This window comes from Candidatus Rhodoblastus alkanivorans, assembly GCF_022760755.1.
In the GTDB taxonomy this organism is placed as follows: Bacteria; Pseudomonadota; Alphaproteobacteria; order Rhizobiales; family Beijerinckiaceae; genus Rhodoblastus; species Rhodoblastus alkanivorans.
The window spans coordinates 1424037-1440935 of record NZ_JAIVFP010000001.1 but is presented as its reverse complement, the minus strand read 5'-3'; the positions used below and the strand labels follow the sequence as shown (position 1 = coordinate 1440935).

The window sequence follows — 16899 nt, the reverse complement described above, 5'->3', positions numbered from 1 at the left end:
TTCTTGCAGAACCGGCCAGGAGCGAATGCGACCGCAGGGCGACGAAAGACGCCCGTCAAACGACGGGCTTTCGGCTGACGCGAAGGAAAGAGAAATGGGAAAGGTGACGGGATTTCTGGAGATCGACCGGCAGGACCGCAAATACAAGCCGGCCGCCGACCGCATCCGCCATTACCAGGAATTCGTGATTCCGCTGTCCGAGGAGGCGACGCGCGACCAGGCCGCGCGCTGCATGAATTGCGGCATCCCCTTCTGCCACAGCGGCTGCCCGGTCAACAACCAGATCCCCGACTGGAACGATCTGGTCTATCACAGCGACTGGGAGGCCGCCTCGCGCAACCTCCATTCGACCAATAATTTCCCGGAATTCACCGGCCGCGTCTGCCCCGCGCCCTGCGAGGCGGCCTGCACGCTCAATCTCGAGGAAATGCCGGTCACAATCAAGACGATCGAATGCGCCATCGTCGATCGCGCCTGGGAGAACGGCTGGCTGCGCCCGGAGCCCCCGTCCAAGAAGACCGGAAAGAAAGTCGCCGTCGTCGGCTCGGGCCCTGCGGGCCTCGCCGCCGCCCAGCAGCTGGCGCGCATCGGCCACGACGTCCACGTCTATGAAAAATTCGCCAAGGCCGGTGGCCTGCTGCGCTATGGCATCCCCGACTTCAAGATGGAGAAACATCTGATCGACCGCCGCGTCGCCCAGATGGAGGCCGAGGGCGTCACTTTCCATAATGGCGTTCATGTCGGCGTGGACCTGGCCGCGAAGGAGCTGGTCGACGGCCATGACGCGGTGATCCTCGCCGGCGGTTCGGAGAAGCCGCGCGACCTGCCCGTCCCCGGCCGCGATCTCGCCGGCGTGCATTTCGCCATGGAGTTCCTGCCCCAGCAGAACCGCCGCGTCGCGCGCGAGAACGCCGGGCCGGAGGAGCCCATCCTCGCCGCGGGCAAGCATGTCGTGGTCATCGGCGGCGGCGACACCGGCTCCGACTGCATCGGGACTTCGGTGCGCCAGGGCGCGCTGTCGGTCACTCAGCTCGAAATCATGCCCAAGCCCCCCGAACACGAAGAGAAGCTGACGACCTGGCCCTATTGGCCGCTGAAGCTGCGCACCTCCTCCTCGCATCAGGAAGGCGCCGAGCGCGATTTCGCGGTGATGACCAAGGCGGTCGTCGGCGACAAAGGCGCGGTCAAGGCGCTGAAATGCATCCGGGTCGACGCCAAGATGCAGGAAATCCCGGGCTCGGAATTCAATCTGCGCGCCGATCTGATCCTGCTCGCCATGGGCTTCGTCTCGCCCGTCCATGAAGGCATGCTCAAGGAGCTGGGCGTCGCGCTCGACGGACGCGGCAATGTGAGCGCCGACACCGTCGCCTACAAGACCAGCCTCGACAAGATTTTCGCCGCCGGCGACATGCGCCGCGGCCAATCCCTGGTGGTCTGGGCGATTCGCGAAGGCCGCCAGGCGGCGCGCGCGGTCGATCTCTTCCTGATGGGTTCGAGCAACCTGCCCCGCTGAACCCGAAACTTTCGCTTCCTGTCAGGCCGGCGCTTTTCGAGCGCCGGCCTTTTCTTTGCGCTCTGCTTTGCTCTGTCTTTTCCTGTGTTTTATGTCATCTTTTCCTGAATCCGGAATCAGCGCAGAAAATGACAGAATTTTACACCACGAGCGAAGTCGCGGCGCTGCTGCGGGTCAGGCCGCGCAAAATCTATGACATGGTCTCCGAGGGCGCGCTGCCGGTGCGCAAGGTCACCGGCAAGCTGCTGTTCCCGCGCAGGGAGATCGAGGACTGGCTCGGCAGCCGCGCCGCCCCGGCGGAGGATCAGGCCGCCGAACGGCGCGCGGAAAATGTCGCGGAGCCGCCGCTGATCGCCGCGGGCGGCCACGATCCGCTGCTCGAATGGGCCTTGCGCGAGTCGCAATCCGGCATCGCCGGCTTTTTCGACGGCGCGATGGATGGCTTGGCCCGGGCCGAAAGAGGCGGTTGCGCTTTCGCCGGCCTCCACATTCCCGAAGACGATGGCTGGAACACGGGCGCCGTCGCCGCGAAATTCGCGCAGGCGCCCTGGGTGACGATCGAATGGGCGCAGCGGCGGCGCGGTTTGATCATGCGCCGGGGGCTCACGACGCGGCCCGAAACCCTCAAGGCGACGCGCGGCTTACGCTTCCAGGCGCGTCAGGCGCTCGCCGGCAGCGAATTGGTGCTCGACCGTCTGCTCGCCGCCGAGGGGATGACGCGCGCCGATCTTCATATCGTGAACACGATCGAGCGTTCGGAATTCGATCTCGCCGGCGCGATCGCGCAAGGCCGCGCCGACGTCGGCCTCGGGCTGGAGGCCGGGGCGCGGCAATTCAATCTGGATTTCGCGCCGATGGTCGAGGAGCGGTTCGATCTTCTGGTCTGGCGCAAAGCCTTTTTCGACCCGCCGTTCCAAAAACTCGCGGCGCTCTGCGCCAGCGCGAAATTCGCGGAAAAGGCGAGGGAATTCGGCGGTTATGACGTCTCGAACCACGGCGCCGTCCATTTCAACGGCGCCAGGTGATCGAGGCGCCTTCCGTCACTCGACGGCGACGATAACCTCGGACGACTTGATGATCGCCTTGGCCGATTCGCCGACCTTCAGACCCATTTCCTCAACCGATTCATTGGTGATCGAGGCGGTGAAGATCAGGCCCTTCACGTCGATCAGGACATGGGAGGTGGTGACGCCCTTCTTGATCTCGACGATCTTGCCGTCAAACACGTTTCGCGCGGAAAGTTTCATTGTTTTATTCCTTCATGCCCGCGTCGTCCTTCGACGCGAGGGAGAAGCTAATGGCGAAGCTTTTCTCGCACAATATGTCGGAATCCTGCGTTTTTTCCCATGGCGGCAAAACGCCCCATTCCATGTCGTAAAATCGACAAAACCAGGCACGCGCCGCGGATTCCCTGGCCTTTTCGCAATGGCACAATCGTTGCTGACACCATTGACGAAACGGTTTCGGAGATCGCCATGATCACGCTCACCCCCAACGCCATTTACGCGGCCCGCACCATTCTCGAAACCGCTTCGTCGCCGGCGGACGGCCTGCGGATTCTGGTCGAGGCCGGCGGCTGCTCCGGCTTCACCTATAAGATGGACCTCGAAAACGAGACCCGCGACGGCGACAATGTGGTCGAGGCCGACGGCGTGAAATTCTTCATCGACGAGCTCTCGATCGGATTCGTCAAGGGAATGACGGTCGATTTTGTCTCTTCCCTGGAGAAATCCGGCTTCGTCTTCGAAAATCCCAACGCCACGACCCAGTGCGGCTGCGGCAAATCCTTCGCTTGAGGAGACGCGCCCATGGCCGTCGTCTATCTCGACAACAACGCCACCACGCGCGTCGACCGGCAAGTGGTCGAGGCCATGCTGCCATTTTTCACCGAATCCTTCGGGAATGCGTCCTCGACGCATGACTATGGCGCTGCCGTGGCCCCCGCGCTGAAGGAAGCGCGCAAGCAGGTCCAAGCCCTGCTCGGCGCCGAATTCGACCATGAAGTCGTCTTCACCTCCGGCGGCACCGAATCCGACACCACCGCGATTTTTTCCGCCATCGAAACCTCGTCCCAACGCAACGAAATCGTCACCAGCGCCGTCGAACATCCGGCGGTGCTCAATGTCTGCCAGAATCTCGAGCGCGCCGGCCGCGCCAAGGTCCATTACATCGGTGTCAGCCCCGACGGCGACCTCGATCTCGACGCTTTTGGCGCCGCCTTGTCCGACAAGACGGCGCTGGTCTCGATCATGTGGGCCAATAATGAGACGGGGAAGATTTTCCCGATCGTGGAACTGGCCAAGCTCGCCAAATCCGCCGGCGCCCTGTTCCATACCGACGCCGTCCAGGCCTTCGGCAAAGTCGATATGGCGCTGAAGGACATGGAAGTGGACCTTTTGTCGCTGTCCGCCCATAAAATCCACGGTCCCAAGGGCGTCGGCGCGCTTTATGCGCGCAAGGGCGTGAAGCTGAGCCCGCTGTTTCGCGGCGGCAAGCAGGAGCGCGGCCGGCGCGCCGGCACCGAGAACGTGCCGGGAATCGTCGGCCTGGGCGCGGCGGCCGAACGCGCCCGCCAGACGCTCGCCGAAGATCAGGCGCGCGTGAAAAGCCTGCGCGACAAGCTCGAAAGCGGCCTGCTCGCGGCGGTCCCGCTCACCCGCGTCAACGGCGGCGGCGCGAACCGCCTGCCCAACACCTGCAACATTGCCTTCGATTACGCCGACGGCGAGGCGGTCCTGCACAAGCTCGACCGCGCCGGCGTCGCGGCCTCGTCGGGTTCGGCCTGCGCCTCCGGCTCGATGGAGCCAAGCCATGTGCTGCGGGCGCTCGACATCCCGCCCTACGCCTTGCAGGGCGCAATCCGCTTTTCGCTGTCGCGCGAAACCACCGGGGAGGACATCGCCAAAGTCCTCGCGACCCTCCCCGAAATCGTCGCGAATGTGCGCGAGAAATCGCCGCTGTGGGCGGAAGTCCGCCCGCCGCAGGTCGCGTGAGGAAGAAATGTCCGGCGCCGTCTCCCATCGCATAGAGATCAACGACACGACCCTGCGCGACGGCGAACAGGCGCCGGGCGTGGTCTTCACTCTGCCGGAAAAGCTCGCCATCGCCCGCGAACTGGCGCTCGCCGGCGCGGACGAGATCGAGGCCGGCACCCCGGCAATGGGCGACGAGGAAGTCGAAGCGATCGCCGCCATCGCCAGCGAGATTCGCGGCCCGCGCGTCACCGCCTGGTGCCGGCTCAGCGAGGCCGATGTGGATGCGGCGCTGCGCGCGGGCGTCAGTCACGTCAATATTTCGGCGCCGATGTCGCGGCTCCAGATGCGGGTGAAACTCAAAAGCGAGCCCGACGAAGTCGCGGCGCGCGTGACGCGGGTCATCGGCTACGCCCGCGAAAAAGGCCTGGAAGTGGCGCTCGGCGGCGAGGATTCCTCGCGCGCCGACCTGCGCGACATCGGCCTGATCGCGGGCGCGGCGCAAAAGCTCGGCGTGTTCCGCTTCCGCTTCGCCGACACGCTCGGACTGCTCGACCCGTTCTCCACCTACGAATATATCCGCCAACTGCGCGAAGTGACCGATCTCGCGATCGAGTTCCACGGCCATAACGATCTCGGCCTCGCCACCGCCAACACGCTGGCGGCGATCCGCGCCGGCGCGAGCCATGCGAGCGTCACCGTGCTGGGCCTGGGCGAGCGCGCCGGCAACGCCCCGCTGGAGGAAATCGCCGTCGCTTTGCCGCGCACCGCCGACGCCCGCTCGGGCGTCGATCTAACCCGGCTGGAGCGGCTTGCCGGGATCGTCGCCCATGCTGCGAGGGATTCCATCCCACGTGCGAAGCCCATCGTCGGGGCCGATATTTTCACCCATGAATCGGGCATCCATGTCGCCGGTCTGTTGTCGGACGTGCGGACCTATCAGGGACTCGACCCGGTCCTGCTCGGGCGCCGCCACAAGGTGGTGATCGGCAAACATTCCGGCCTCGCGGCGATCAAGGCGGTGTGCGGGGCGGCGGGCCTCAATGTGGAAGGCCCGATCGGCGCCGCGGTTCTGGCGCGGGTGAAGGCAATCGCCAAGCTCACAAAATCGCTCGTGCCGGAGGCGCGCGTCCGCCAGCTGGCGCGCGAGGAATTGGCGCGGAACGAAATGAGCGAGACGGTCTGAGAGGGCAAATGAGCGCGGGTTTTTTTGTTGATTGGAACGGCGATTTGCGCAGCACCGACGATCCCGGCGGCGGCTACGCTTGCGAGGTGGACCTGCCCGCGCGCTATGTCGCGGTGATGTCCAAGACCGGCGCCCTGATCCACGAGGCGACGCTTTATAAAACACAAGCCGACATCGACAAGGCGGGCATCAAGGCCAAGCTCGTCCCCGGCTCCCATCCCTGGGGCAGCCCGAAGGAAGGGTTTTAGTCCTTGGTGCCGATGACCATTCTGGTTGACGAAAAGCCGCGTTGCGTGGTCCGTCCCAATGACATGAAAGGCCTGCAGCGCTTCCTGCGCAACGGCAAGTCCTGGCTGCTGGCGGAAAACCCCGACGGCAAGCTGACTTATCGCGAGGCCGACGAGGCGGAAAAGGCGATCTGGGCCAATGCGCGCGGCCTTCACCTCGCCTGGGGCGGCAATGAGGAGGATTATTTCGGCGCGCCGCTGTGACGCGCTTACCGCATCAAAACGCCGTCATTGCGAGCCATGGGACGCGCGTCGCGCGCCCGTTGAAAGAGCGCCCGGCGCACGCGCCGAGCTATGGCGAAGCAATCCACCGTCGTGCAGGACCGCAGAGCGGATTGCTTCGTTGCTGGTCGATAAAATCGCACGTTTGGCGCCCTCGGACGATGAGGCATTCGGCTCGAAGGAGCCCTTACCTGACGACCGAGAACGACGGCTTGGCGGGTAGCGTCCACTGACGTGGTGGAGATTTACTGAGGAGCCGGCGGGCGGAGCTCCGCATATTGCGGAGCCCGGCGGCGGGCTGGGGCGGTCACCGCATGACTATGACCCGTCTGGTCAGGATCACAATTCGGCTGTCGCCGCCGCCTTCTCGTCCCTGAAAGCGGAGCGCAAATGCGGCCGTGCCTGCCGCGCGCGAGACGAAGCCACGGCAGACGGGTTCGACCACATGAAGCGTTTCGGCACCACTGTCAGCCGCCGCTCGACCATCAATTATCTCGATGCGGTTGAGTTCGCCCGGAAGCCGGGATCAGCTTGACCCGAAGTCGACAGCACCGGGAGCAGGCCAGCTTTCATTTCGGTGGCAATCTGACGCTTGCCAGATCGGTTCCTACGACGACATGACCTGTATAGCCGCCATCTCGGGCGGCCTTTTCGTAGTCCTGCTCGGTCAGCGGTCCGCCTTGAATCTTCACGGTTCCTTGCATTGTCGCCCCGACAGGAGGCGCCAGATGGGTGAGCATGAGGTACTTGATCCCGTCTTTCTCAGCCATCGCCCCAAGGTCAGTGGCATTGCTCTGGCGGTAGTAAACCGAAGGCGGCGTGCTCGCGCCCCGCTCCGGCGACAGCACGGGATGAATCGTCGTATGAACGAGGATGTCGGCTCCCTTGGCCAGTTTTGCGACTTCATCCGACGTTGACGTCATGCGAGGCGGCGCCTGTACGTCGTTGGACGCATCTCCGCCGATCACAACACTGCCGGCCGGCGTGTCAACGCGGAACGCCGCGGAGCCCGGTATATGCGTCGTCCGGATTGCACTGACTTTCACGCCACCCGACGTCCAAACGACCTGGGGTTCGTCCTTGGGCTCGAACGTGCTGACCTTCAACCCTGCGACAGGCCCGGCCGGATCTATGAGACCTTTGGCCTCGGCGGCCCGGTAAGCGGTTTCGCCGGACTGGTCGTAGGCGTCGTCGATATGGGCCACGAATTTGCTGCAGCTCAAGTCGGGGCCGGACGACGACTTTGCATCCGCGGCGCAAACGACGTCGAGTTTCGGCGTTTTCGGCGAGCCGAAGATCCAGCGCATCTGAATGATGTCGGAAAAGCCTTCGGTGTGGTCGGAGTGGATGTGCGTGAAGAATACGGCGTTGAGCTGCGTGGCCTGGACGCCGACTTGCGACAATCGCATGAGCGTCCCGCGCCCGGCGTCAAACTGCATCAACACGGAATTGCAGTTGTTGGCGTCGTCGCCATACCGAACCAGCGTACCAGGGCCAGCCAGGCCGTTATAAGGCGGTGGACCGCTCGTGCCGGTCAATGTAACGATGAGGCAAGGCGCGGCTTGCGCGCTGGGGACGGCGACAATCGCCCCCGTGGTCACGAGCAAGGATGCGATCACGCACGATACTTTGACCATTATTTTTTCTCCCGGAGAAAGTCACGACTCCAATTTGTCAAAGTCCCATCGTTTCCGATTAGGCTCAGGGGCATGTTAAAAGAAGTCCCAATAACGGCGCCTGCGGCATGCATGGGCATTCGATGCGCCAAGAACCCGTTGTTGGCTGATAATGCTGCATTGCAAGTGATTGAGCCTTGATCTGACGCATGGAAGTTAATTCTCCCTGATGATGTAATCGCACTCAGCTCATGCGAATGGAGTCAACTTATGGAAATGAAGCAGGTCAGCGACAACTGCTTTGCGGTTCTGAACGAAAAGAACCGAGTTTGTGACGCCAATTCCGGGCTGATCAATCGGGGGGGCGGCGTTGTCATCGACACACAGTCGGACTTGCCGCATGCGCGTCGGATGATCGAGATGTTTGGTCGGGTCTGGCCGGCCATGCCCAAGCGCGTCATCAACACTCACGAGGACGCGGACCATGTTTGGGGCAATCAACTCTTCGATGGCGCCGAGATCATCGGCCACCGCTCGTTGCCGGAACAGATGAGAAAAGTTGCCGAGCCCAAGGAGAGTCAGAAGCTGCTTCATGGCGTCGGGCATCTGCTCACGCGGCTGGTGCTCAAGACGCTCCACCCCGGCATTGTCGCAGCGGGGCAGCAATTGCTGGAGGATTACAATTTCGACAATATTGAGCTGGTGCCGCCGACGACACTTTTCGACGCCCGCTATGAGCTGGACCTAAACGGCATTGAGGTCCACCTGATCCACGTGGGACCCTGCCATCAGCATGGCGATACAATCATCCATGTCCCAAAGGAACGTGTGTTGTTCGCGGGCGACGTTCTTTTTAATCAATGTACCCCCATGGGCTGGACCGGATCATACGAGAAGTGGTTCCAGTGCCTTGACCTGATCAAGCAGCTCAACCCGGATGTGATCGTTCCGGGCCACGGTCCGCTTTGCGGGCTCGAGGGCGTAACGGAAATGGAGGCTTATCTCCGATACGTCCGCGACGAGTCGAAAAAGTGTTTCGACGCGGGGCTGACGTCGCTTGACGCCGCGAAACAAATCGAGTTCGGCCCATATGGCTCGTGGCGCGCGCCGGCGCGCCTATACATGAACGTCGAGCGCGCCTACCGCGAGTTCCGCAAGGAACCACCGGACGCGCCTTGGGACACGGCGGGAACCTTTGACGCCATCTATGAGGTCGCGAAGGCAAAAGGCATCGAAGTCGAATATTGAGCCAAGCTCGACGCAACGAAGGAATCAACGATGAAACTGATCCGCTTCACCACCGCCAACGCGCCCAACCCCTGTTTCGGCGTGGTCATTCAGGAGCAAGCGGTCCCGTTCAACGTTCTGCAAAAGAAAGCGGGAAAGTCTTATCCCTATTTCACTGACAGCCGATCCTATCTTGCCAATCTTCCGGAAAGCGAGAGGGCGGCAAAGGACTTGTTAGCCTGGGGCGAACAGCATCCTGGAGACCTTGGCGATGGGGAAATTTTCCCTCTCGACGCCGTCCGCCTGCTGGAGCCTGTGGAAGTTGTCGCACTTTACGACTTCGGCCTGACGCCACGGCATCTCAAGAATTCGGCTGAAACGCTCACAAAATACGAAAAAGATAATCCCCAGACCGCGCCGTTGCTGCAGGCGTTCGCTAAATCCGTCCTTGCGCCGAAGCCCAAACCGGCTGCCGGACAGCCCGAGCCGCTCTCCTATTACAAGTGCAATATGAACTCGATTGTCGGCGACGGGGAAATCATTCCTTGGCCAGCTTATACGTCGCGATTGGACATCGAGCCCGAACTGGCCGTTGTTTATGGCAACGAAAAACAGCCGGTGGCAGGATTCTGCATTTTTAACGATGTCTCGGCCCGCGATGTTCAAGCACCGGAGTTTGTCGGCGGGTTCTGTTTGACCAAGGACATGGCGAAAGGCAACCAGCTCGGCCCCTATTTGGTGACGCCCGACGATGTCGGCGATCCCTACGACCAGGAGGTGACCGTTCTGGTGAACGGTCAGGTCAAATATCGGGGCTCGACATCCGAAATAAGCCACAAAGCAGAAAATGTTTTCGCGTGGCTGACGTTCATCGCGCCGCTCAAGTCCGGCTCCGTGATTGGCTTCGGCACCATCCCTGACTGTACGGGCCTCGATCATGATGACTTCATCGATCCCGGCGCCGAGATCCAGATCACTTTTGAGCGACTAGGGACGCTCCGCTGCCGTTTTGCCGAACCAGCAGGCAGACTTATGCCAAGCCGTTGGCCCGTGCGCGAGCCATTGAGGCAATACCAGAGCTAGGCGGGTTCTGACGATCGAAGAGCGCAGAGAAACAAGCCATGCAGGAAAAAATTTCTCGCTACGAAGATGGACTCGCCAGGATGCAAGCCATTTTTGGCCCGGGCGTCGTATCCGAATTGAGCCGTCTCGCCGAGACCAGTCCCGATGTTGCGCGTCGGCTCGTAGAATTTCCCTTCGCGGATATCTATGCCCGGCCTGTCCTGGATCTGAAGACCAGGGAAATGCTGACTGTCGCCGCCCTTACCGTGCTCGGCTACCCGCAGGGCGAGTTAAATCAACACATAAGAGGCGCGCTGAACGTCGGTTGCACGCGGGAAGAAATATTGGAAATCATCTTGCAAATGGCGGTTTACGCCGGTTTCCCCGCCGCTCTGGAGGCCGTCAAGACGGCGGCGTCGGTTTTTGCTGAGCAGCAATGACTTGAACGAATCCGCCCGGCTTTAGCCAGAGACCTGCCCTTCGCGCAACTTCAGCTTTCCGCCCATTGGAGGCGCGGCGGATTGGCTGGTGAATTTCGACTATGGGTCAAAACTGCTCATTCGGATATTGGCTGTTTTTAACCCGTTTTGCATCGATTGCGGGAGGAAGCCCGCTGTTGGATTTCGACCCTTAGCCCCGTCGCAATGACGCCGCTGCTCAGGCCGTGTTGCGCATCCAGTCGGCGAGTTTTTTGATATTGAACTCCAACTCGCGGCGCTCTCCGGTGTCGCCGAGCGTCTCGTCGAGCGCCTTGGTCATGCAGGCCATCCAGGCGTCGCGGGCGGCGTTGTCGATCGGGAAGGGCATGTGGCGCTGGCGCAGGCGCGGGTGGCCCTTTTCCGGCGAATAGAGCTTGGGGCCGCCGGTCCATTCGGTCAGATAGCGCTTAAAGACCTTCCGGATTTCGGTAAGATCGGGACCATGCATGGCGCGGATGGTTCTGGCTTCCGGCAGGCTGTCCATATTGTCGTAAAAGGCCTCGACCAGACGATCCACCGCGACTTCGCCGCCAATCCTGTCGAACATCGAAATTTCCACCGCCGTCTCGCTCAAATTCATTCCTCCATATTCGGCAGGAGGATCACCTCCGCCGGCGCGCCGGGACCCTGGGCCGCGACGAAATCGAGCGCGGAGACCAGGGACAGGCCGCCGTCGCTCTCCATCAGCACCACTGCGTCCGGCGGCAGCTTGGCCAAAGCCTCGATCAGCTGCGCGGCCGTCATGCCGGCGCGCCGTTGAATTCCAGAATTGTCGGCTCCTCGTCAAGCATGACGATCTCCGCGCGGCGCAAGGCGCCGGCCGCGTCATATTCATAGCGATGGCTCAGTTCGACATCGCCATAAACCATTTTCTCGAAGCGCAGCAGCAGCCCCGACGCGTCGTAATAGGCGCGGAAGAACGTGTTCCGGTTCGACAGGGCGTCCGGCTCGATCTCGTTGACGAGCTTCATCGGCAGTTTCACGCCCGAGGTGGCGAGGAAATAGCGGCAGTTGTTTTCGTTTTCGCTCATGTTCAACCCGGATGGATCATGATTTCCATCGTCTCGTCCATGTCGTCGTCATGGCGCAAAGGCGGCTCCTCCTCGACCAGAGTCACGCCCCGTATGCAGACATCGCCGTCCAGGGCTTCGACATCGACCTTGTCGAGGAAGGCGCCTTCGCAGGCGCCCGAACTGCATTGGCCAGTCTCTATGGCGAAAGTGGCGCCGTGACGGCCGCATTTGATCTGCGCGCCGGCCTCGTCGAGAAAGGCGCCGGAGCCGATGTTGAGCCATACGCCCTCATGGGGGCAGGAATTGCGGTAGGAGAAGAACTGCCCGGCCTTGTCGCGCGCGACGACGATGCGAAAGGGCTTTGCGCCGCCCGCGCCGTCGGCTTCGGCGAGGTCGAACGCCCTGGCCGATCCCGGCGCGATCTCGTCCATCGCGCAGATCACGAAAACCTCGTCAGACCCCTGCCCTTCCATCGCCTCCCCCGGACCCTGTGGAATGCGGCAATTTTTGCATGAAACATGCCATCGCGCTTTTTTGGAGCGCCCGGAAGGAAAACCTTGGCGATGAACATGAAGCTTTACATGACCCCTGGATCCTGCTCGACGGCGATTCATATCATCCTCGAAGAGCTGGAAGAGATTTTCGAGGCCCATATCGTCAATCTGCCGGCCGGCGACCAGTTCAAGCCCGACTATCTCGCGATCAATCCCAAGGCCAATATCCCGGCGCTGGCGCGGCCCGACGGCACCGTCCTCACCGAGGTTCCGGCCATAGCCTTCTGGCTCGGAAAGGCGCGCGGGCGCGGAAAATTATGGCCCAAGGACATTGAGAACGAGACCCGCGCGCTGGAATTGATGACCTTCGTCGCCGGTTCAATCCACGGCCACGGCTTCGCCCGCTTTTTCGCGCCGGGCAATTTCTGCCCGGATTCGGCGTTTCACCAGTCTGTCAAGGCGCAGGGGCGGGCCTTGGTCGAAAAGACCTTTTCCATCGTCGACAAGGCGCTGGAAGGCCGGACCTGGGTCGCGGGCGATTTTTCCGTCGCCGACGCCGTGCTGTTCTATGTCGAATTCTGGGCCGACAAGGTGGAGATCGCGCTGCCTGCCAATCTTTTGCGCCATTATCGCGCCATGCTCGACCGTCCCGCCGTGTCGGGCGTCTTGCGCGAGGAAGGCTATCGGCCGGAAAAGCTGGGCCAAAGGGTCGAAATGTGACAGACCATTGTCGCAACAGCGACAGCGAACCACTTACACTCTATGGAGCGGGAAGCGCATTTCTTGCATCGCGCGGCGGAGCGGATCGAAAGGGCCTGGAATGACTATTGACGAAATCCTCGAAAATTTCGAATTCCTCGACGACTGGGACGATCGCTATCGCTATCTGATCGAGCTTGGCCGGACTTTGGAGCCCCTATCGGAAGAAGCGCATAATGACGCCAACAAGGTGCGCGGCTGCGCCAGCCAGGTGTGGCTGCAAACCAAGGTCGAGCCGGGCCCGGACGGCGAGCCGGTGCTGCATTTTCTCGGCGACAGCGACGCCCATATCGTGCGCGGCCTCGTCGCTTTGACCCTCACCTTTTTCTCCGGCCACACCGCCAGGGACATCATCGCCGCCGACGCCCAGGCTTTATTCAAGAGCCTCGGCTTCGAACAGCACCTGACTCCGCAGCGCTCGAACGGCCTGCGCTCGATGGTCGAGCGCATCAAGAAGGACGCGGCGCAGGCGCTGGCCGCGGTTTAGGCCGCGCGGCGGCGCCAGAGCGCGGGAACGGGCGCCTTTTCCCCAACTTTCGTGGCGGCCGCGCTTGATTCGGCGCAGCTTCTGGCGCCTTGTTCCGTGGAGAACAGGAGCGCCATCGCCCGCAGATGAAATTCGACAAGCTGCGCCTGACAGGCTTCAAAAGCTTCGTGGAGCCGACCGATTTCGTCATCCAGCCCGGCCTCACCGGCGTCGTGGGGCCGAACGGCTGCGGCAAGTCCAATCTCGTCGAGGCCATGCGCTGGGTCATGGGCGAGAATTCCTATAAGCAGATGCGGGCGTCGGGGATGGACGACGTCATCTTTTCCGGCGCCGGCTCGCGACCGTCGCGCAATCACGCCGAAGTCGTGCTGGTGCTCGACAACAGGGCGCGCTCCGCGCCCGCCATGTTCAACGATTCCGACATTCTCGAAATCACCCGCCGCATCGAGCGCGAGCAGGGCTCGACCTATCGCGTCAACGGCCGCGAGGCGCGCGCCCGCGACGTGCAATTGCTGTTCGCCGACGCCTCCTCCGGCGCGCGCTCGCCGGCGATGGTGCGCCAGGGCCAGATCGGCGAGATCATCGCCGCCAAGCCCCAGGCCCGCCGCCGCATATTGGAAGAAGCCGCCGGCATCGGCGGCCTGCATTCGCGCCGCCACGAGGCCGAATTGCGCCTCAAGGGGGCCGAGGAAAATCTCGTGCGGCTGGAGGACGTGCTGGGCCAGATCGGCACGCAGGCGGAATCCTTGCGCCGGCAGGCGCGCCAGGCCGCGCGTTATCGGGCTCTGGCCGCCGAAATCCGCCGCCATGAAGCGTTGATCGCCCTGATCGCTTTCCGCGAGGCGGCGGTTGAGGCCGAACAGGCGCAACACGCTTTCGAAACCAATGTGGTCGATGTGGCCGAGCGCACCCGGCAACAGGCCGAGGCCGCCCGCCTGCAGGCGCTCGCCGCCCATCGCATGCCTTTCCTGCGCGACGCCGAAGCCGAGGCCGCTGCCGCCTTGCAACGCCTGATCCGCGCCCGCGAAGCGCTCGACGGCGAGGAAAAGCGCGCCGCCGAGCGCAAGGCCGAGATGGAGCGCCGAATCTCGCAAGCGGCCGCCGATCTCGCGCGCGAGCGCGCCCATTACGAGGACGCCGCCGCCACCCTGGCCCGGCTTGACGCCGAGGAAGACGAACTGGCCGGCGCCGGCGAAACCGAGGCCGATCTGGTCGAGGACGCGCGGCTGCGCTGCGAGGCCGCGGAAGAAGCCTTGCGCGCCTCCGAAGAAGCGCTCGAAATCGCCCAGAACGCCTTCGCCAATGCCGAAGCCCAGCGCAACGCCCTTGCCGAGGCCGCCCGCCGCGAAGAACAGGCCTTGATGCGCTTCGAGGCCGAATTTTCGCGCGCCGAGGAAGAGATCGCCGCCCTGCGCGCGTCGGCGGAAAGCGACCTCGAACTTTCCCAGGCCCTGGCCGAGGCCGAACGCCTGATGGATGCGGCGGCGCAAGCCGAGGAAGAGGCGCTCGAAGCCGAATCGGCGCTCGCGCTCGCCCGCGACGAGGAAATATTTCTGCGCGGACCGCTCAACGAGGCGGAAAAACAGGCGCAAAAGCTCGAAGCCGAAGTCGGCGCGCTCGCCAAACTGCTGAAGACCGGGGCGAGCGCCGGCTGGCCCGCGGTGCTGGAGCGCATCGCGGTCGCCCGCGGCTATGAGGCGGCTTTGGGGGCCGCCCTCGGCGACGATCTCGACGCCTCGGACGACGACGGCGCCCCGACCCATTGGGCGCTGACGCAAAGCAGCGGCGATCCGACCCTGCCCGCCGGCTGCAAGCCTCTGACCGAATGGGTCGACGCGCCGCCCGCGCTCTACCGCCGCCTCGCCCAGATCGGACTCGTTTCGCGCGAGACCGGCCCGAGCCTGCGCCAGCATCTCAAGATTGGCCAGCGCCTCGTCTCGATCGAGGGCGATCTGTGGCGCTGGGACGGTTTTACCCAGGCCGCCGAGGCGCCGACGCCGGCGGCGCGGCGCCTGGCGGAAAAGAACCGGCTGGAAGAACTGCGCATCGAGGCGGCCCAGGCGCGGGAGGCGGTGGAAGAGGCTCAAGCGCGGATGGAGGCGGCGCGAACCGCCGTCACTGAAGCCGCCGAGGCCGACCAGCGCGCCCGGCAAGCAACGCGCATGACCCAGAAAGCTCTGGCGGAAGCGCGCGAATCGGCCAATGCCGCCGAGCGCCGTCAGGCGCAGTTTCTATCGCGCCTCGCCAATCTCGAAGACGCCCGCGAGCGCGCGCGAGAATTGCGCGACGAGGCCCGCGAGCGGCTGATCGAAGCGCGCGAGGCGCTCGACAATGTCGCCGAGCCGGCGACCCTGCTCGGCGAGCGCGATTCGGCGCGGGCCGCCAACGCCCTCGACCGCGCCGAAGCGGCCGAAGCCCGCGCCGCGCTTCAGGCCTTTTCGCGCGAGGCGGAAACCCGGCTGCGCCGCCGGGAGGCCATCGCCCGCGAGAAGAAAAGCTGGCTCGACCGCCGCGCGCGTTCGCAATTCCAGACCGAAGAAATCGAATTCCGTCTGACGGAAGCGCAGGAGGAACTGGCGACGCTCGAAGACGCGCCGGACGAATTCCTTCTCCAGCGTCGTTCGCTCGCCCAGAAGATCGAGGAGGCGGAGGCCGCCCGGAACGAAGCCGCCGACGCCCGCGCCGAGGGCGAAAACGCGCTCGCCGAGACCGACCGCGCCGCCCGCGCCGCGCTCGACGCAATGAGCGCGGCGCGCGAAATTCGCGCCCGGCTCGAAGCCCAGGCCGAGGCCGCGAAGACGCGGCTTCAGGTTCTCGTGCGCGACATCGCCGACCAGATGAATTGCGCGCCGCAGGGCCTGGCGGCGCTGGCCGGACTTGGCGAGGACGCCGAGCCGCCGCCGATGGACGGCGTCGGCGCCCGGCTCGCCAATCTGAAGCAGGACCGCGAGCGGCTTGGCGGCGTCAATCTGCGCGCCGAGGACGAGCTGGCCGCGATCGAGGCCGAACAGGGCAAGCTCATCGCCGAGCGCGACGACCTCGCCGAGGCGATCCGCAAATTGCGCGCGGCCATTGGCGCCCTGAACAAGGAAGGCCGCGAGCGTCTGCTCGACGCCTTCGCCAAGGTGGACGCCCATTTCCGCGAATTGTTCTCGGTTCTGTTCGGCGGCGGCTCGGCCGAACTGCAATTGGTCGAATCCGACGATCCGCTCGAAGCCGGCCTCGAAATCCTGGCCAAGCCCCCGGGCAAGAAACCCGCGACCATGACCCTGCTCTCCGGCGGCGAACAGGCGCTCACCGCCATGTCGCTGATTTTCGCGGTGTTCCTGACCAATCCGGCGCCGATCTGCGTGCTCGACGAAGTGGACGCGCCGCTCGACGACGCCAATGTCGAGCGTTTCTGCGACCTGTTGGATGACATGCGCCAAAAAACCGACACCCGCTTTGTCACCATTACGCATAACCCCATCACCATGGCGCGGATGGACCGCCTGTTCGGCGTGACGCAAGCCGAACGCGGCGTGTCGCAACTGGTGTCGGTGGAGCTGGAGCAAGCGGAACAGCTGCTGGAAGCGAGCTGAA

19 protein-coding genes are annotated in these 16899 nt (G+C 63.6%); 13 read left to right on the top strand and 6 right to left on the bottom strand.

Features of this window, described 5'->3' with window-relative positions; all coding sequences use genetic code 11:
* Positions 1-94: 94 nt before the first annotated feature.
* Together K2U94_RS06675 and K2U94_RS06670 are read left to right on the top strand one after the other, a co-directional pair.
* Complete coding sequence (locus tag K2U94_RS06675) at positions 95-1513, top strand: glutamate synthase subunit beta (protein ID WP_243066460.1); 1419 nt, start codon at positions 95-97, stop codon at positions 1511-1513.
* 128 nt (positions 1514-1641) lie between these two features.
* Positions 1642-2538 (top strand): helix-turn-helix transcriptional regulator, encoded by an 897-nt coding sequence (locus K2U94_RS06670; RefSeq protein WP_243066459.1) that lies wholly within the window; start codon positions 1642-1644, stop codon positions 2536-2538.
* A gap of 15 nt (positions 2539-2553) precedes the next feature.
* On the opposite strand, the gene K2U94_RS06665 is transcribed toward K2U94_RS06670, so the two are convergent.
* Positions 2554-2760 (bottom strand): TOBE domain-containing protein, encoded by a 207-nt coding sequence (locus tag K2U94_RS06665; RefSeq protein ID WP_243066458.1) that lies wholly within the window; start codon positions 2758-2760, stop codon positions 2554-2556.
* Positions 2761-2988: 228 nt separating this feature from the next.
* On the opposite strand from K2U94_RS06665, the gene K2U94_RS06660 reads away from it, so the two are divergent.
* The 5 genes from K2U94_RS06660 to K2U94_RS06640 are packed head-to-tail and all read left to right on the top strand — an operon-like array spanning position 2989 to position 6162.
* Positions 2989-3309 (top strand): HesB/IscA family protein, encoded by a 321-nt coding sequence (locus K2U94_RS06660; protein ID WP_243066457.1) that lies wholly within the window; start codon positions 2989-2991, stop codon positions 3307-3309.
* A gap of 12 nt (positions 3310-3321) precedes the next feature.
* A complete protein-coding gene (gene nifS, locus K2U94_RS06655) occupies positions 3322-4506 on the top strand; it encodes a cysteine desulfurase NifS (protein ID WP_243066456.1) in 1185 nt (394 codons plus the stop codon).
* A gap of 7 nt (positions 4507-4513) precedes the next feature.
* Entirely contained in the window at positions 4514-5671 is a 1158-nt protein-coding gene (locus K2U94_RS06650; RefSeq protein WP_243066455.1) for a homocitrate synthase/isopropylmalate synthase family protein, read from the top strand.
* An 8-nt stretch (positions 5672-5679) separates the two neighbouring features.
* Positions 5680-5919, top strand: coding sequence for a hypothetical protein (locus K2U94_RS06645; protein ID WP_243066454.1), 240 nt, complete (start codon positions 5680-5682; stop codon positions 5917-5919).
* A 3-nt stretch (positions 5920-5922) separates the two neighbouring features.
* Positions 5923-6162 (top strand): hypothetical protein, encoded by a 240-nt coding sequence (locus tag K2U94_RS06640; protein WP_243066453.1) that lies wholly within the window; start codon positions 5923-5925, stop codon positions 6160-6162.
* A 587-nt stretch (positions 6163-6749) separates the two neighbouring features.
* Here K2U94_RS06640 and K2U94_RS06635 read toward each other — a convergent pair.
* A complete protein-coding gene (locus K2U94_RS06635) occupies positions 6750-7817 on the bottom strand; it encodes an MBL fold metallo-hydrolase (RefSeq protein ID WP_243066452.1) in 1068 nt (355 codons plus the stop codon).
* A 249-nt stretch (positions 7818-8066) separates the two neighbouring features.
* On the opposite strand from K2U94_RS06635, the gene K2U94_RS06630 reads away from it, so the two are divergent.
* The 3 genes from K2U94_RS06630 to K2U94_RS06620 are packed head-to-tail and all read left to right on the top strand — an operon-like array spanning position 8067 to position 10525.
* Entirely contained in the window at positions 8067-9044 is a 978-nt protein-coding gene (locus K2U94_RS06630) for an MBL fold metallo-hydrolase (protein WP_243066451.1), read from the top strand.
* A 30-nt stretch (positions 9045-9074) separates the two neighbouring features.
* Complete coding sequence (locus tag K2U94_RS06625; RefSeq protein WP_243066450.1) at positions 9075-10106, top strand: fumarylacetoacetate hydrolase family protein; 1032 nt, start codon at positions 9075-9077, stop codon at positions 10104-10106.
* A gap of 38 nt (positions 10107-10144) precedes the next feature.
* Positions 10145-10525: a carboxymuconolactone decarboxylase family protein gene (locus tag K2U94_RS06620; RefSeq protein ID WP_243066449.1), complete on the top strand. Its 381-nt coding sequence runs from the start codon at positions 10145-10147 to the stop codon at positions 10523-10525.
* Positions 10526-10742: 217 nt separating this feature from the next.
* Here K2U94_RS06620 and K2U94_RS06615 read toward each other — a convergent pair whose 3' ends face one another.
* From K2U94_RS06615 to K2U94_RS06600, 4 genes are read right to left on the bottom strand one after another with little or no spacing between them, the layout of a single operon-like run.
* The gene (locus K2U94_RS06615) at positions 10743-11111 is read right to left on the bottom strand and encodes a group II truncated hemoglobin (protein WP_243066448.1); all 369 of its coding nucleotides are present in this window, start codon (positions 11109-11111) and stop codon (positions 10743-10745) included.
* 29 nt (positions 11112-11140) lie between these two features.
* On the bottom strand, positions 11141-11308 hold the full coding sequence (locus K2U94_RS06610) for a hypothetical protein (RefSeq protein WP_243066447.1): 168 nt from the start codon (positions 11306-11308) through the stop codon (positions 11141-11143).
* Entirely contained in the window at positions 11305-11595 is a 291-nt protein-coding gene (locus tag K2U94_RS06605) for a DUF6156 family protein (protein WP_243066446.1), read from the bottom strand. The genes K2U94_RS06610 and K2U94_RS06605 overlap by 4 nt, the downstream gene beginning before the upstream one ends.
* A gap of 2 nt (positions 11596-11597) precedes the next feature.
* Positions 11598-12020 carry a Rieske (2Fe-2S) protein gene (locus K2U94_RS06600; RefSeq protein ID WP_243066445.1) on the bottom strand — a complete coding sequence of 141 codons (423 nt, stop codon included), beginning with the start codon at positions 12018-12020 and terminating at the stop codon, positions 11598-11600.
* Between the two features lie 126 nt (positions 12021-12146).
* Here K2U94_RS06600 and K2U94_RS06595 point away from each other — a divergent pair, with 126 nt between their 5' ends.
* The 3 genes from K2U94_RS06595 (at position 12147) to K2U94_RS06585 (ending at position 16898) form a co-directional block, all read left to right on the top strand.
* Entirely contained in the window at positions 12147-12791 is a 645-nt protein-coding gene (locus K2U94_RS06595; protein WP_243068817.1) for a glutathione S-transferase family protein, read from the top strand.
* A 100-nt stretch (positions 12792-12891) separates the two neighbouring features.
* The gene (locus K2U94_RS06590; RefSeq protein ID WP_243066444.1) at positions 12892-13317 is read left to right on the top strand and encodes a SufE family protein; all 426 of its coding nucleotides are present in this window, start codon (positions 12892-12894) and stop codon (positions 13315-13317) included.
* 125 nt (positions 13318-13442) lie between these two features.
* Entirely contained in the window at positions 13443-16898 is a 3456-nt protein-coding gene (locus tag K2U94_RS06585; RefSeq protein ID WP_243066443.1) for a chromosome segregation SMC family protein, read from the top strand.
* Position 16899 lies beyond the last annotated feature (1 nt).

Excerpts from the sequence above, each read along its gene's own strand:
- K2U94_RS06605 (WP_243066446.1), bottom strand. The coding sequence starts at position 11,595 with ATGAGCGAAAACGAAAACAACTGCCGCTATTTCCTCGCCACCTCGGGC.
- K2U94_RS06675 (WP_243066460.1), top strand. The coding sequence starts at position 95 with ATGGGAAAGGTGACGGGATTTCTGGAGATCGACCGGCAGGACCGCAAA.
- K2U94_RS06595 (WP_243068817.1), top strand. The coding sequence starts at position 12,147 with ATGAAGCTTTACATGACCCCTGGATCCTGCTCGACGGCGATTCATATC.
- K2U94_RS06610 (WP_243066447.1), bottom strand. The coding sequence starts at position 11,308 with ATGACGGCCGCGCAGCTGATCGAGGCTTTGGCCAAGCTGCCGCCGGAC.
- K2U94_RS06670 (WP_243066459.1), top strand. The coding sequence starts at position 1,642 with ATGACAGAATTTTACACCACGAGCGAAGTCGCGGCGCTGCTGCGGGTC.
- K2U94_RS06630 (WP_243066451.1), top strand. The coding sequence starts at position 8,067 with ATGGAAATGAAGCAGGTCAGCGACAACTGCTTTGCGGTTCTGAACGAA.
- K2U94_RS06660 (WP_243066457.1), top strand. The coding sequence starts at position 2,989 with ATGATCACGCTCACCCCCAACGCCATTTACGCGGCCCGCACCATTCTC.
- K2U94_RS06650 (WP_243066455.1), top strand. The coding sequence starts at position 4,514 with ATGTCCGGCGCCGTCTCCCATCGCATAGAGATCAACGACACGACCCTG.
- K2U94_RS06590 (WP_243066444.1), top strand. The coding sequence starts at position 12,892 with ATGACTATTGACGAAATCCTCGAAAATTTCGAATTCCTCGACGACTGG.
- K2U94_RS06585 (WP_243066443.1), top strand. The coding sequence starts at position 13,443 with ATGAAATTCGACAAGCTGCGCCTGACAGGCTTCAAAAGCTTCGTGGAG.
- K2U94_RS06645 (WP_243066454.1), top strand. The coding sequence starts at position 5,680 with ATGAGCGCGGGTTTTTTTGTTGATTGGAACGGCGATTTGCGCAGCACC.
- K2U94_RS06635 (WP_243066452.1), bottom strand. The coding sequence starts at position 7,817 with ATGGTCAAAGTATCGTGCGTGATCGCATCCTTGCTCGTGACCACGGGG.
- K2U94_RS06620 (WP_243066449.1), top strand. The coding sequence starts at position 10,145 with ATGCAGGAAAAAATTTCTCGCTACGAAGATGGACTCGCCAGGATGCAA.
- K2U94_RS06615 (WP_243066448.1), bottom strand. The coding sequence starts at position 11,111 with ATGTTCGACAGGATTGGCGGCGAAGTCGCGGTGGATCGTCTGGTCGAG.
- K2U94_RS06625 (WP_243066450.1), top strand. The coding sequence starts at position 9,075 with ATGAAACTGATCCGCTTCACCACCGCCAACGCGCCCAACCCCTGTTTC.
- K2U94_RS06665 (WP_243066458.1), bottom strand. The coding sequence starts at position 2,760 with ATGAAACTTTCCGCGCGAAACGTGTTTGACGGCAAGATCGTCGAGATC.
- nifS (WP_243066456.1), top strand. The coding sequence starts at position 3,322 with ATGGCCGTCGTCTATCTCGACAACAACGCCACCACGCGCGTCGACCGG.